The 14,350-nt window shown below is 44.7% G+C and carries 14 protein-coding genes; 13 read left to right on the top strand and 1 reads right to left on the bottom strand.

Going from position 1 to position 14,350, the window contains the following annotated elements; genetic code table 11:
- The 4 genes from QXR61_05285 to QXR61_05270 form a co-directional block, all read left to right on the top strand.
- Positions 1-1,446: ATPase domain-containing protein (locus QXR61_05285; GenBank protein ID MEM3757356.1), on the top strand; the 1,446-nt coding region annotated here is incomplete at its 5' end.
- Between the two features lie 85 nt (positions 1,447-1,531).
- Entirely contained in the window at positions 1,532-2,947 is a 1,416-nt protein-coding gene (locus tag QXR61_05280; protein MEM3757355.1) for an ATPase domain-containing protein, read from the top strand.
- A 646-nt stretch (positions 2,948-3,593) separates the two neighbouring features.
- Positions 3,594-3,821: a hypothetical protein gene (locus tag QXR61_05275; protein ID MEM3757354.1), complete on the top strand. Its 228-nt coding sequence runs from the start codon at positions 3,594-3,596 to the stop codon at positions 3,819-3,821.
- A gap of 2 nt (positions 3,822-3,823) precedes the next feature.
- Positions 3,824-4,219 (top strand): type II toxin-antitoxin system VapC family toxin, encoded by a 396-nt coding sequence (locus QXR61_05270; GenBank protein ID MEM3757353.1) that lies wholly within the window; start codon positions 3,824-3,826, stop codon positions 4,217-4,219.
- 181 nt (positions 4,220-4,400) lie between these two features.
- Here the strand turns inward: QXR61_05270 and QXR61_05265 are convergent, their stop codons facing one another.
- The gene (locus QXR61_05265; protein ID MEM3757352.1) at positions 4,401-5,435 is read right to left on the bottom strand and encodes a phosphate uptake regulator PhoU; all 1,035 of its coding nucleotides are present in this window, start codon (positions 5,433-5,435) and stop codon (positions 4,401-4,403) included.
- A 102-nt stretch (positions 5,436-5,537) separates the two neighbouring features.
- Between QXR61_05265 and pstS the strand changes: the two genes are divergently transcribed.
- The 9 genes from pstS (at position 5,538) to QXR61_05220 (ending at position 14,251) form a co-directional block, all read left to right on the top strand.
- A complete protein-coding gene (pstS, locus tag QXR61_05260; protein MEM3757351.1) occupies positions 5,538-6,683 on the top strand; it encodes a phosphate ABC transporter substrate-binding protein PstS in 1,146 nt (381 codons plus the stop codon).
- Positions 6,684-6,690: 7 nt separating this feature from the next.
- Positions 6,691-7,677, top strand: coding sequence for a phosphate ABC transporter permease subunit PstC (gene pstC, locus QXR61_05255; protein MEM3757350.1), 987 nt, complete (start codon positions 6,691-6,693; stop codon positions 7,675-7,677).
- Positions 7,674-8,456 carry a phosphate ABC transporter permease PstA gene (gene pstA, locus QXR61_05250; protein ID MEM3757349.1) on the top strand — a complete coding sequence of 261 codons (783 nt, stop codon included), beginning with the start codon at positions 7,674-7,676 and terminating at the stop codon, positions 8,454-8,456. The genes pstC and pstA overlap by 4 nt, the downstream gene beginning before the upstream one ends.
- A 55-nt stretch (positions 8,457-8,511) precedes the next feature.
- Entirely contained in the window at positions 8,512-9,273 is a 762-nt protein-coding gene (gene pstB / locus QXR61_05245; protein MEM3757348.1) for a phosphate ABC transporter ATP-binding protein PstB, read from the top strand.
- A 10-nt stretch (positions 9,274-9,283) separates the two neighbouring features.
- Complete coding sequence (locus tag QXR61_05240; protein MEM3757347.1) at positions 9,284-9,487, top strand: hypothetical protein; 204 nt, start codon at positions 9,284-9,286, stop codon at positions 9,485-9,487.
- 68 nt (positions 9,488-9,555) lie between these two features.
- The gene (locus QXR61_05235) at positions 9,556-9,840 is read left to right on the top strand and encodes a PhoU domain-containing protein (protein MEM3757346.1); all 285 of its coding nucleotides are present in this window, start codon (positions 9,556-9,558) and stop codon (positions 9,838-9,840) included.
- Between the two features lie 168 nt (positions 9,841-10,008).
- Positions 10,009-11,043, top strand: a complete 1,035-nt coding sequence (locus QXR61_05230) for an exosortase/archaeosortase family protein (GenBank protein MEM3757345.1) — start codon at positions 10,009-10,011, stop codon at positions 11,041-11,043.
- A 30-nt stretch (positions 11,044-11,073) separates the two neighbouring features.
- The gene (locus QXR61_05225; GenBank protein MEM3757344.1) at positions 11,074-12,099 is read left to right on the top strand and encodes a hypothetical protein; all 1,026 of its coding nucleotides are present in this window, start codon (positions 11,074-11,076) and stop codon (positions 12,097-12,099) included.
- Between the two features lie 160 nt (positions 12,100-12,259).
- A complete protein-coding gene (locus tag QXR61_05220; GenBank protein ID MEM3757343.1) occupies positions 12,260-14,251 on the top strand; it encodes a DUF6784 domain-containing protein in 1,992 nt (663 codons plus the stop codon).
- Positions 14,252-14,350: the final 99 nt, after the last annotated feature.

Genomic DNA, 14,350 nt, shown 5'->3' with positions numbered 1-14,350 from the left:
GGGCATGCGATGAAGGGCAGTGCCAATAGGGTTCCAACCGGGGTAAGCGGCTTAGACGAGCTTATCAGTGGAGGGTTCCCGAGGGGCAGCCTAATAGTTTTAGCCGGAAACCCGGGAACGGGAAAGACGATATTCTCGGCAACATTCATCTACAATGGCATAGTTAACTATGGTGAGAGGGGCATATACGTCAGCTTCGCCGAGAATAGGGAGGCTTTCCTCGGCAACATGCTCAGCCTAGGCTTAGACTTCGAGAGACTGGAGGAGGAGGGCATGTTCCGCTTCCTAGACATGGTGACCGCCAGGGAGGAGGCTATGCCGACGGTAATGGAGACGATTCTCAATGAGGTGAGCCGGATAGGGGCTAGACGCCTAGTAATAGACTCATTCTCAGCTATGGCTCAGGCATTCAAGGACCCGCAGGATGCTAGGATCATCCTACATACTGTTTTAAGCAGGATTACTAGGCTAATGGGCTGCACAACGATCCTGATTGTGGAGGCGCCATATGGCGAGAACAGGATGGGCTTAGGCATAGAGGAGTTCGTCGCAGACGGCATAATACTACTTAGGAGAACTAGGATGGATGGAAGGCTCCTAAGAGACTTGGAAATACTTAAGATGAGGGGGACGCCGACGCCCGAAACCCAAGCCGTCTTCACACTTAAAGACGGCTTCAAAGTCTTCCCACCATTCAAGCCTAAACCCATCGAGAAGCCGCGCAGATTCCAGCCGCAGCCAGACACAGAAGAATACTTCTCAACAGGATCACCAGACCTGGACAAGATGCTCGGAGGAGGCTACCCGAAAGGCTCACTAATTCTCCTAGAAATTAGCGAGTACGTTTCAACGCTACATTACCATTTAATTGTGTTTCCGACAGCCTCAAACTTCGCCAAGCATGGGCGAGGCATAATAGTGATCCCTTCGGTGGGTGTTGATCCCAGCCAGATAATTAGAGGGGCTGAGGGGATGGGTGCGCCCAGAGATGTCATAGATAGGCTCATGAGGATATGCGTTAAGGACTATCCTGGCTTTAAGCCTGAGCCCCCTCTTGTAGCGTTTAAGGGCGAAAGCCCCTCAGAGGACTACGCTAAGTACCTTGATGTTGAGCGGGAGTTAATGGAGAGGACGGGGCAGCCAGTGCTACGCATCACTGGAGCAGACATGCTGATAAACACGTACGGAGTGAAAGAGACACTTTCAGCAATAAGAATTGATTTTACACGAGTGAAAGAGATGGAGGGCTTAGGCATAGTGTTGCTTAAGCCGGGCTACCCGAGGCTGGCTAAGATCCTCTCAGCGACAGCAGACATACACTTGAGGATTACACGGGAGCATGGAGCCGTACTAGTCTACGGCGTAAAGCCTAGAACAAACCTTCACGTATTAGAAATGGACGCTTCAAAGGGCTATCCGATGCCGAAGCTAACACCAATAATCTAAATGCTTTTAAATAAATCTGTAAATTTTTAAATAATACTTCTCTTTAAAAAAAGGATTGGTGGCTGTTTTTGTATGGGGTATTATTATGAGCCGCATATCTACTGGAAGCGACGTACTCGACTCTGTTCTTGATGGTGGTTTCCCGGCTGGCAGCCTGGTGGCTGTTACCGGCCCTCCGGGCACTGGTAAGACTATTTTTGCCGCTAACTGGATTTATAATGGTGTTGAGAGGCTTGGCTGTAACGGCTTATATGTGAGTTTCGTTGAGGGGCGAAAGAGTTTCTTTGAGAATATGCGTGGTTTAGGCTTAGATTTCGAGAGGCTCGAGCGCTCTGGGAGGTTTAGGTTTCTTGAGATGGCTACGCTTAAGGAGGCTGGCGTCCCAGCCGTTTTTGAGCAGATTCTAGGCGAAATTGCCGATATTGGGGCAAGCGTGCTCGCCATAGACTCTTTCTCGGCAATATCGCAGGTTATAGAGAAGCCATATGATGCGCGCATACTCGTCCATACAGTTCTGAGTAAGATTGTTAGGGAGATGGGCTGCACAACAATAATAATAGTTGAGAAGATGACTGCCGAGGAAAACTATGAGCCAGCCGAGTTCCTATCAGACTTCATAATCCACCTCAATAAGACCGAAGTTAACGGAGCGCTCCTAAGATGCCTAAAGATACTTAAGGCCCGCGGAACAGAAGTGCTATGGTCAAAATTAGCATTCACATTAAAGGGCGGATTCAAAGTTTTCAGGCCGCTAATCATGGGCGGGCTCCCAGAGCCAACGAAGAAGTTTAAGATTGTCATGCATGGTAAGGACTATTATTCTTCTGGCATCCGAGACCTGGATAAAGTAGTTGGCGTAATGTTTAGGCGCGGATGCTATAATCTACTAGAGTTTGAGAGGGATGTGACGCTGGCGCCCGAGCGCCTCTTCCGGGTGACGGTTTCAAATGTTTTAAATCAGGGAGGAAGCGTCATTATTCTTCCGCCTCAGGGTTTAAGCGCCTCAACGGTTTGGAGAGCCCTAGAGCCGTTTGTCCATGAGGATGTTTTAAAGCGCAACCTCAAGATTGTTGACTTTAAGGCCGCTGCCGTTGAGGCTGTTGAGCCATATGTAATGTTATTTGAGGGCAAGTCTTTAAGGGAGGATATGATGTGCTTCTGGAACGCGGTCTCAGAGTTTAGGCGGCAGAGGGGTAGACCGGTCTTCTCTGTTGTTGGCTTCGACACGCTAGAATACATGTACGGCAAAGATGAGCTGCTAAAGATTCTTGGTGAAGACCTAGCGAAGACAAGGAACTTTGGTGATGTAAGGCTGAATATTGTTAGGCCCGAGTGCGCCATAGCCAGCCACTTAAGCTCCCTAGCCGACATACACCTAATCGTCAGGGAGATATGCGGCGCAATATTCCTACAAGGAATAAAGCCAAAAACACCACTACTAAATATTGAACTACATACAGATGAAGAAGGATCAGAAATCAAATTAACACCAATACTATAGCCATTTCAAGAGTCCGGCAAAACCATAAATAACTCTTTAGCAACCTTATTAAGCATCATCCACCAATAATCTCGTCTGGTGATTAAAAATGGTCCAACCCCCTCCCCAGGAAAATAGAAAAACAAATCATTTAGACACATTAAATGGAGAAGGGATTTGGACCCGTAATGTAGGTGCTGGCACCAGTTGTCCGAATTTAAATCCTTCCCCCTTTTAATTTTTAGGAATAATGGGTTTAGCGTGAGGAATGAGATCTACGATTGTAAAGAGAGGCTTAAGCGATGCAGAGGACGATTGCTAGATTGCTACAATTACAAATTGCTGGAAATATTACGGGTTTCTAAAAGGTTTCATATTTTTATTAGTCGAATGGAGAGAAAGAGCCTACTAAAACAAAAAGAAAGATGGAGTTTACGGGATCTTATATGTGGCTGCCGCGTTAGCGAGAGCCCCAATACTATCTAAGGTAATTTCTTAACCCACGCATGGCTATATCTATTGATTCCATGAGAATCCCTGTAATGCGGTTAATCTCCTCGTATCAGGTAGCGTTTTCCAAACTTGTTTGAGACTCTTCCCTTTCCATGTATACAAAGTAGGAAAACTTTATATAAGTCTACCATAAATGTCTGCTTAGGTGCTTCGAGTGGGGTATGTTACAGTCTCTGCTAAGGTTCCAAAGAGGTTGAAGGAGCTTCTGGATAGGTATAACATAAAGCCTGGTTCCATTATTAGGAGAGCCCTTGAGGAGGAGGTTAAGAGGCGAATGCTTGAGGAGCTAGAGAAGTTATCTAGAGAGTTATCTAGAGAGTTGTCCCATATACCTGACGAAGAAGTAGTTAGGATGATACGGGAAGATAGGGAAGGTAGGTAGCTCTGTACCTCTACGACGCGAGCGCTATACTGAATCTCGTGAAGAGGGGAAATGTAAAGGTTTTCGCAAAGGGATGCACTATAGACCTCGCCATCTACGAATCTATTAATGCGGTTTGGAAGGAGTGCTACATACTTAAGAGAATAAGGGTGGAGGTAGCCTATGGATTAATCGAGCTACTATCCAATATTTTTAATGTGCTAGACCTATATACGATGAGAGGCTCTGAAAAAGAGGCGCTGGAAATAGCCATAAAAGAGGGGATAACCATTTACGATGCATCCTACATCCATATCGCAGCGCGAAACAAATTAACCCTAGTAACCGACGACAAGAAGCTCATAAATACCGCCAAAAAGTACACCAACGTGGCAACAACCACAGAAATTACCATATAAAATACTTTACTTCATTAACGAGATTCTGGAAATAATTTTAGGCTGGAACCGTACCCCGCGCCGATAACCCGGTTCAAATGCGGCGGCCGCACCAAAACGAGTTCGATTTAAGTCTCTTTGGGGCGGTCGTTGAGATCCATTCTCCTTTTAGAGAACTAATCATCTTATCCAAAAAATTTTATTACATTGCGAGTATCTGGTTTACGTTTAAGTTTAGGACTATCTCAGCGATATCGCTTGAGTACTCTCCGGTTCTACGTATGCTCTCTAAAATCATCCTTAGGGCTGGAGAAATAGTTTTTCCAGCTTTTTCTGTAATTGCTTTTATTGCTTCGGCTTCCATTAACGCTATTTTCTTTGCCCTAGATATTGTTTCTTCCGCTAGAAGATAATCTCTCTTAAATAATGATTCCACCGAGCTTTCAAACATCGATCTGGCGAAAGAGCTCATCTCAGAAATTTTATCTAAAATAAATTTATCCGGGCTTTCACTCAATGAAAGAATGTTTTCAGCTATCCTTGCGGCGTGGTCGGCTATCCGCTCCACAAATTTTACTACCAGCCTATAGCCTAAACAATCTTTTGGATTTGAAAGCCCAATATCTTTTAGGATTCTATCGCTCTGCACAGCGGCCTTCAATTGCCTAATTATATAAAAACCGAAACGATCAACTTCATCGTCCAAATCGATTATGTTTTTAGCCAGCTCTTTGTCTAATTTAATTAATGCTTTTATTGAATCCTCATGCATTGAGGATGCAATTAGGCACATGCGTCTAAGGGCGCTCTCCACTGAAAGCTCTGGATAGCCAACTAAAACCTTTAGTATCATCTCCCTAGGCGAATCAGATATTATCTCTGTTCCAACAATCTTTTTCTTCACCAATTCCCTTACGGCGTTTCTCTGTGACGGAGCCATATGATCGCTTAACGTCTCAATCCTAATAGAATTATATCCATTAAGATAGGCGGCGATTATCGCCCGTGCAATCTTTTCCGGCATATCGTTGGCAGATATCTTAAGCGTAGCTTCACGAGAAGCATTGCTGGGCTTAGCTAAATCCTTAGGGATCAAAATTAGGGACTTACCCTCCTGTAATATTACGATTTGGCTTCCAGCCTTAAGCCCCATCTCAGAAACCCACTTCTTCGGCAGAGAGAGAATGTATGTTGATTTGCCGGTGATTTGTATGCGCCTTATCTCCTCATTTTCCATACTTTTCACCCAATCTATATAGTTTACTTTCTTCTATATTTTTTATTTTGGCAATGTATATATTATTTTCTCTTATCTAAATATTGATGAGGTGCAAAAATAGTGTCAAAAAGCAGGATTATAATCGCTGTGATAGCATCTCTCCTCATAATATCCGCAAGCGTCATAGCCTATCAAGTGCTTACGCCGCAACCACAAGAAGAGAAGGAAGTATCCCTTAATGGTGCTGGCGCAACATTTCCATTCCCCTTAATCGATAAGTGGGCCGCTGAATACCATAAGATTAAGCCTAAAATTTTAATAAACTATCAGGCTATTGGCAGCGGCGGCGGAATCAGAGCGCACATGGAGAAGACCGTGCACTTCACGGCCAGCGATGCACCGCTTAGTGATGCCCAGTTTAGAAATGCTAGTGGCACCCTACATATACCGTTCACGATAGGAGGAGTAGTCCCAATATATAATTTGCCTGATATGCCAAGCGGACTTAGATTCACAGGAGAAATCCTGGCGCAGATCTATCTCGGCGAGATCACAAAATGGAATGATCCTAGGCTGGCGGCAATAAATCCGGGGGTTAGTCTCCCGGACAAGGATATAGTTGTCGTTCGTAGGTCTGATGGAAGCGGAACAACATTTATCTGGACTAGCTATCTTTCCGCAGTCAGCCAAAAATGGAGGGAGACCGTTGGAAAAGGGACTTCAGTAAACTGGCCGACTGGGCTTGGAGCTAAGGGTAATGATGGTGTAGCCACCCTAGTTCAACAGACACCGTATTCAATAGGATATGTTGAGTTCACGTACGCGAAGAAGAATAACTTGCCCTACGGTCACGTGTTGAACGCCGCAGGGGAGTTTATTGAACCAAGCATAGAATCCTTTATGAAGGCTGCTGCAGCCGCGGCTCTTACCTTGCCAAGGGGAGATGAAAGCTGGTCGAGTGTTTCAATAGTTGAAAGCATAGTGAATAATAGGGAGGCTAAGGGAGCCTATCCAATAACGAGCTTCACCTACTTTCTGATATATAAAGAGCTTAATGTTCTGCCGAATATGGGTGAGGATACAGCTAGGGCGCTGGTCTACTTCCTCTGGTGGGCGATCCACGATGGACAGAAATATTCAGCTGACTTATACTACGTTCCACTACCTGATGAAGTCGTCAAGCATAATGAAGAGACGATTAAGATGATTACATTCAATGGGCAGCGGGTTTATAAGGGCCTAGCGGTGCAGGCAAATGAGGGTTAATCGAAAAATATTCCCACATTTATTTTTCAGCTCTTTAAGATTACAAAATTTCTCGCTTCCTAAACTGTCATTTACTGGCGATTATATTTTCAAGATTTTATGCGCCCTTATTGCGTCAAGCACTATTTTAATTCTCGGCTTAATGGCCTACGAATTAATTATGGGCTCCCGTCTTTCAATTGAAACTTTTGGCTTCATAGGCTTCATAGCAGGTACAGAGTGGGACCCTGCAATAAAGCGTGTCTTCGGAGCCCTGCCCTTAATACTTGGCACGTTAACTACTTCTGCAATAGCGTTACTTATAGGTTTTCCCATAAGTCTTGGTGTCGCCTTAGCGCTCTCGGAATATATGCCTAAAAAACTTAGCTTCATCTTTTCCTTTTTAGTGGAACTTTTGGCAGCTGTTCCAAGCGTAATCTACGGGCTCTGGGGAATATACATCCTAATTCCATTTTTACGCGATAATGTTTATCCGCTTCTGAAAGCAGTATTCGGCTTTATTTCACTATTCTCCGGACCGATATATGGTGGCGGGGTTTTAACCGGCGGTATAGTTCTCGCCATAATGATTATACCGATAATCTCCGCAGTTTTAAGGGACTTATTCTCATCGGTGCCGCCATCTATAAGGGAGGCTGTTATATCGCTGGGGGCGACAAAATGGGAAACGGTAAAAATAGTGATGAGCTACACGCGCTCCGGAATACTGGGCGCAACCATGCTAGGGTTAGGAAGAGCAGTGGGCGAAACAATGGCCATAACGATGGTTATTGGAAACAAGTTTAAGGTTTTCCCATCATCGCTCTTTGATGCATGGTATACTATGTCGGCGATAATTGCAAACGAGCTCCTAGAAGCCACATACGACCTATATATAAGCGCGCTGATAAATGTTGGACTACTACTCTTACTAATTAATTTGTTCGTCGTGATCTCGGCGAGACTAATCGTCTGGCGTTCCCTCAGAATGGTCAGGGGGATAATGAGGGAATGAGGAAGGAGCCATATGGATTAAGGAGAATTAAGGATTTAATTATGCGCTTCATGGTTTACCTAGCCCTTCTTACCGCCCTTATTCCCCTATTCAGCGTAATATTCGAGGTTGCCAGAAGGGGTCTAGTAGCAATTAACTTAGACTTTTTCATCAAGCCGACTCCAACTGTAGGAGAGGCTGGAGGCGGGGTGGCGAACGCCATACAGGGCACGCTTATAACCGTTGGGCTAGCAACCTTGATTGGAGCCCCAATAGGGATAATTTCAGGAATATTTCTCAGCGAATATGGTGAAAGCAGACTCTCGCCAGTTATAAGATTCTTTAATGAAGTGTTGAATGGCGTCCCATCGATAGTTATCGGCATTTTTAGTTATGCACTATTTGTTCTCACCATAGGCTTCTCGGTCATAGCGGCATCATTCGCCTTGGCCATAATAATGATCCCCATCGTAACTAGAACTACGGAAGAAGCTCTTAAACTAGTGCCAGCAACAATTAGAGAGGCTGCGATGGCGCTGGGGATTCCAAGATGGAAAACAACACTATACATTGTTCTGAGGGGGGCAAAGAAGACTATAGCAACCGGAGTATTGCTTGCTGTAGCCAGAATTGCCGGAGAATCCGCGCCAGTCTTGGTCACGATGGGTTACTGGAGATGGTGGTTTGCCGGGTTAAATAGGCCAGCAGCCAACCTTGCGTTAAACATATTCCTGTTCGCTAACTCGCCATTTGAGAATTGGGTGATCTTAGCGGGGGATCGGCCCTTGTGCTTATTATAATAGTCCTCGGGATAAATGTTATTGTTAGAATTTTGACAAAGGAGAAGTATTAGTTATGTCCGCGTATAAGATTGAGATTGAGAATTTAAACGCTTGGTTTGGCTCTAAGCAGGTTTTAAAGGATATTAGTATGCGAATTAAGGATAGGGCTGTAACAGCGATGATGGGGCCTTCTGGCTGCGGTAAGACGACGCTTATACGCTGCATAAATAGAATGCATGAACTGGTTCCAGGCGCCCGCATCTCGGGAAGAGTCCTTTTCAATGGAGTAAATATTTATGATAATGGGGTTGACCGGGTTCAGATAAGGAGGAAGATCGGCATGGTCTTCCAGAAGCCAAACCCATTCCCAATGCTATCAATCTACGATAACGTCGCTTTAGGGCCAAGACTTAATGGTGTGAGGGATCGAAAGACCCTCGACCAGATCGTTAAGCGGAGCTTGATGCTCGCGGGGCTATGGGACGAGGTGAAAGACGATTTAAACAAGTCTGGGGCAAGCCTCTCCGGCGGACAGCAGCAGAGGCTCTGCATAGCGAGGGCGTTAGCCGTTGAGCCGGAGGTGTTATTAATGGATGAGCCGACATCGGCTCTAGATCCGATATCAGCTGCGAGGATAGAGGCTTTAATCAGGAAGCTGGCGGAGGATTACACGATAATCATCGTAACCCACAATATGCAGCAAGCTGCCAGAATCTCTGACTACGTAGCCTTCCTATATATGGGTGAGCTCGTGGAGTACGGGCCTACCAAAGATATCTTCGAAAATCCGAGAAGCGAGTTGACCGAGAGATATATAACGGGAAAATTTGGTTAAGGTGGGTTTTATGAGTAGAATAATAGATTTAGAGCTGGAGGAGCTTAAAGCGCTGGTCTACAGGATGGGTGACCTAGCCTATCAAGTCGTCTCCATGGCTATTGAGGAGAGCTTCCGCGGCGGAGACCTATATCATAAGATACAAGGAATATCTGATATGCTGGTTATATTGGCTGAGCAGGTTGAGGATAAAACCTTGGAAGATATGCGCTAGATATATCCTACCTCAATAAGCGCTTTGGTGGACTAAAAGAGAGCATAGAGTGGATACGCGCATATACTATGGAGATGGGAGAGAAAGTCCTAGTTATGATGAAGACCAGCATAGAAGCCTTAAAGGGCAAGAATATAGAAACTGCTAGAAGCATATCTGAGATGGAGAAGGAGGTTGACGAACTCTACTTTAATTTCCTTGATAAAATAATTGGGGAGAAAAACATTGAAAGTAGAATTATTGTTTTGAGCGCGCTTATAGTACGGTATTTCGAGAGGATAGCGGATCACGCGGCATATATCTGCGAATCATTGATCTACGCATTGACTGGAAGAAAAGAGTTCCTCAGATAAGCAGATGGCTCTTTAAATGTTTTTAACTTTAAGCCGACCTGCAACATTTTCGTAACACCTTTTCCGATTCCGAAGAATTTAAGGCTGTTATGCTCTTCGAAACCTAAAGTGATTAGTGTAAATATAAAGGACTGAGAGAATACAGTTTGTATGATGCGGCGGTCAGAGTTGAAAAGATTACTCTGCAAGTTAAAGAGTTGGCTTCAAACAATTCTACGGGTACAAAACTTAGCGAAGGCCCCGTTTATCCTATCATCCACGATATCCATTATGACGTTGTATTTACTCTACCCTGAATCCTATAATGTTACTTGGAAGGGTAGAGCATACTATATTTTCTTTCTCTGGCTAGTTTCCCTTGAGGTTGCATTGAATTGGGGAAAGATTAAGGCGAAGGTTAACGCGTTAAAATCTAAGCGTTTCTTAGCATCCGCCATAGCTGCTTTTCTACCAATCATATACGTTTTAACCGTTGATCTTTTTGAAATAGACAGGGTTATTATAGATTCATTTCCTAAATACTATGGAATGAGTTTCTGGGCGGAGAATATGCCCCTCGCAATAGAATATATTGTTCTGGCGGCTTTATTCTCGCTAACAGCGGCACTGACTTATGGAGTAGAGGGCTTAAGGCATTTTATGCTTCCAATATCTCTGCTAAGCGCAATCGGTTTAATTTTCCTCGTGGATAACTTTTACCCCTATGGGGAGTTTACGCCATTCCAGATTCTTGCTCCAGCCACCACTATGCTTGCTTCCGAAATACTGTCTTTAATGGGCTATAAGGCCGAAGTGAGGGGGCAATCTTACGGAACAATAGTCATGAAGGTTTGGAGTGACGGGGATGAAGCATCATTCGGAATAGCTTGGCCGTGCTCCGGCGTAGAGAGCCTCATAATATATTCTGTGCTAACCGCTCTTTTTTTGAAGGACAGCTTATTTTCGCGAAAACAGAAAATACTGTATTTTTTGATTGGAGCAATAATCACATATATTGTTAACGCTCTTAGAATAGCAAGGATCTTCATTATAGCCGTCGAATACGGCGTCAATTCTCCAGAAGTTAGACGCTTCCATGACTACTACGGGCCGCTATATTCAGTCACATGGATTGTCTCCTACCAATTAATAGCGGTTATTACGCAATTTCTTTTGGAGAAAATAAAGTCTAAAGATGATCGTGATGAAAAGTTTTATAAATAAAGGCTAGCATAATCCCTTATGTGATGAAACTTGAAGTATAAGGTTTTAATGCCACTACTCATGCTTCTATCCGCTTTTCTTCTCGCTTCTGGAATCTGCGTACCAATAGTCGATGCAACCGAGGAGGAACCGTCCTTCGCGGAAAGCATTTCAGTCACAGTTAACTGCACAACAGCCGAACTTATGATTTTCAGCGTAGTATACTCGGTAGACGCTTCTCTTGTACACTTTCCATCGGAGGTAAACCTTAATAGGGGCGAATTAACAGACACCACTTTAATTACAATTGCTTTTTCTAGGGACGGCTCAGGCTTAATTATCGCCTTCAATAATACCGATGCAGCTACAGCGAGGTCTCTTGCGGACGCTGTTAAAGGCTCCATAGAAAATGCCTTCAACGCGGGCTTCACATGGAACACCACTAAAGTCGAAAATAGCTATGTTTACGTGGAGTATATCGGGCCTGGAAAGAGTGATCTAACCGAGTACATAAGTTGGCTTATGGAGAGATGCCTAGCCCCCGACCTGAAAGGCTTTACATTAACGTTTCTACCTATGAGTAGCGAGGAGAAGGCTTTTGTTGAGGTTAGCGCTGCTAAGGAGAGCGGGGGCTTCAACTGGGTTTACCATATGGCAGTGGGCTATTCCACTAGTACGCCAGTTGGAACAGGTCCACATAAAATAGATATTCTAGATCTACTTAACGTAGAATCGCTTACGCCATCAAGCTACGCGTCATATGAAGGCTGGTTTGTATCAACTGTTCAGTTTGTAGTTGTATCTAACGAGACTGTTTCTTTTCTGTCCTCGGAGCCAGGTCTCATAAGCCCGCCGATGCAGCTCAAGGGCTGGCTTACTAATATCCCGACACAACCGCCCGCGCAACTAATCGCACAATTCAGCTTCGCGAATGACCCCACACCTGTCAATAGGCTCTCGATAACCTTTAGCGGCCTAATTATTCCGGAGTTCACAGCTCCAACCCAATTAATCCTGCTGATTTTAGCAATATCAGTTACCTTAGCTGCTAGAAAAAAGGCTCAAAGTTTCCTTTAAATGAGAGCAAGATAAATGGCATTTACAGCTGAAAGGGATCTTCTGCGCGATTCCACGTCAAGCGTTGTAAAGTTGAGCTATATACGATTTATAGCATTCTAGCGATGGCGACCGCAAGAAATAAATATATTTTTCGCCAAAAAAGGGTATTGGTGGAAGAATGGGTAAGGAAAGTTCTAGGGGAGAGGTTGCAGTAATTTCTCCTGGACGCTATGCAGTTGTCATGGTTCTTATCATAGCTTTGACGGCGATCATGATACCGAAAACCGTCATGACCTTTTGGGCTCATGGACAGGAGGAAGGCGCTTGGGGTGGAACTGGAACCGAGTGGGGTTTCTTGCCTTTAAGTATTGTTTGGATAATTGCTGTTCTAATGTCATTTATGGGCAATAAAGCGTTCAATAGGGCGGAAATGGCTTTGTTCACTGGTTTAGGCGCATTTGCAGGCGTCTTGGTCAGTCACGGGTATCTCATGGGGATTTCATGCATATCCTTAATCGTTCCTAACGTACCAGCTTACAGCGAGGCGCTTAAGCTGATACCCGACTTCTGGGTTTGCAAGAACATAGATGTTGTTAAGGGGGCATGGATTGGCGGCTCATCTCCACCATGGTTGGAGCTTGCACCTTACTTGCTATTGGAAATGATCTACATGATTGTGACTGGTGGAATAATAATATGTCTGGCATCAATATTTCAGAGAAAATTCATTTACATCGACAGACTACCATTTCCAAGCGTTGTACCAGCTATAGTAACTGTAGATTTATATGATCGAAAGGTGAATGGGAGCAGAGCCATAATTAAGGATAAGTGGATCTGGCTTGGCTGGATATTTGGAGCGATATGGGCTGGCCCAATGACAATTAACATGTTCTACCCACTAATTCCAAGGGAACACGTTTTTGGAAGAGTACCTTTAGATGCACAGCTTGCGCCGATTTTCAGCCCATATCATGTTGAAGGCTGGTGGTTTATAGACCCGCATACAACAGTGTGGTACACTATAATGCCACTAGACGTCTTGGCCTCCATAGCGATATTTGACATAATATTCTACTGGATATATCCGCTGGCAGCGCACTTCACGGGCGCAATGGCGCCCGGAGTAAGCGCTTGGAGCTACTATTGGGGCGACGTTGCTCCAGGCATGGCGTGGCTGCATATGGAGCATACTGGGGTGTGGATAGGCATAGGCCTATGGATGATCATATCGGGCTGGAAATACTTAAAAGACAGCTTCTCAAGGGCAATAAAAGGCGTCTCCTCGTCAATTCCAGGAGATATTTCTGACAGAGCTCTCTGGATAACCTTTATTCTACTGTGGATAATCTGGATGGTTATATGGGTTGCTTCAGGGGCGAATATCGGCGTTCTAATATTTACAGCAGTGTTATACAGCGTGACAATGATAGGGCAGATGTGGGTTCAGAGCCACAATATAGAGTGGCTGGCAGCCCCATTCACCTGGTGGACTGGCCATAATTATGTGTTCGCTTTTGGAGAAGCTATAGGGGCTTACACTAATCCATCAACAAGCCTAGCTGCCTTAACTGCAAGAGCTATGCCACAAGCCCTACCGCTATCTAACGCAAACTGGTCGGGCGCTATGCCTACGCTCTTCGCCTATAAGATGTGCGAGACTGGCGGCGTTAGTCCGAAAACGATGTTTAAGTCGCTTTTCATACTGCTGTCCGCGATAGCTGTTATAGGAGTGCCAATAGTCACATCAATGCTCTACAAGTATGGAGCTGGCGTAGTCCTTTCCGGAGCCGCTGGCGGTGGTGGAGACATTAACCCTGTTCAAGCGATGGCAGCGAACGCGGAGTCCGGAGTTTTCGCGCCGTTCACCTACTGGTCTTCATATAAAGTTACGTGGACAGTTATTGGAATAATATTCCCAATAATATTGTTTGTGCTGAGATCAAGGTTCCCATGGTTCTTCCTACATCCGGCGGCGCTGATGATATGGCCCATATGCTACGGTCTATTCAGATCGGTTCCAGCATTAATAATAAAGGTGGCTGTTCTTAAGATAGGCGGAGCCAAGTTCTACGAAAACGTATGGGTTAGAATAGTGGCAGGCTTCATCTTAGGCATGATAACGCTAGACTTAGTAGCGATGTGGGCATTAGCCGCTAAAACGTTCTAAATAAACTAAATTGTTCCATATTTATTTTTATTTATGTTATTTTCCATCAAAGCTAACCCATAAATCTTATATTCATTTTTCCCATCATTGAGTTTTCGT

The organism is Candidatus Bathyarchaeia archaeon (genome assembly GCA_038882715.1).
Classification (GTDB): Archaea; Thermoproteota; Bathyarchaeia; order Bathyarchaeales; family DTEX01; genus DTEX01.
Note: the sequence above shows the minus strand (reverse complement) of the source record. Positions and strands in the feature narration are given on the sequence as shown.

Coding starts and splice junctions, on each gene's coding strand:
- QXR61_05280 (MEM3757355.1), top strand. CDS start 1,532: ATGAGCCGCATATCTACTGGAAGCGACGTACTCGACTCTGTTCTTGAT.
- QXR61_05265 (MEM3757352.1), bottom strand. CDS start 5,435: ATGGAAAATGAGGAGATAAGGCGCATACAAATCACCGGCAAATCAACA.
- pstA (MEM3757349.1), top strand. CDS start 7,674: ATGAGGAAGGAGCCATATGGATTAAGGAGAATTAAGGATTTAATTATG.
- pstB (MEM3757348.1), top strand. CDS start 8,512: ATGTCCGCGTATAAGATTGAGATTGAGAATTTAAACGCTTGGTTTGGC.
- QXR61_05240 (MEM3757347.1), top strand. CDS start 9,284: ATGAGTAGAATAATAGATTTAGAGCTGGAGGAGCTTAAAGCGCTGGTC.
- QXR61_05235 (MEM3757346.1), top strand. CDS start 9,556: ATGGAGATGGGAGAGAAAGTCCTAGTTATGATGAAGACCAGCATAGAA.
- QXR61_05220 (MEM3757343.1), top strand. CDS start 12,260: ATGGGTAAGGAAAGTTCTAGGGGAGAGGTTGCAGTAATTTCTCCTGGA.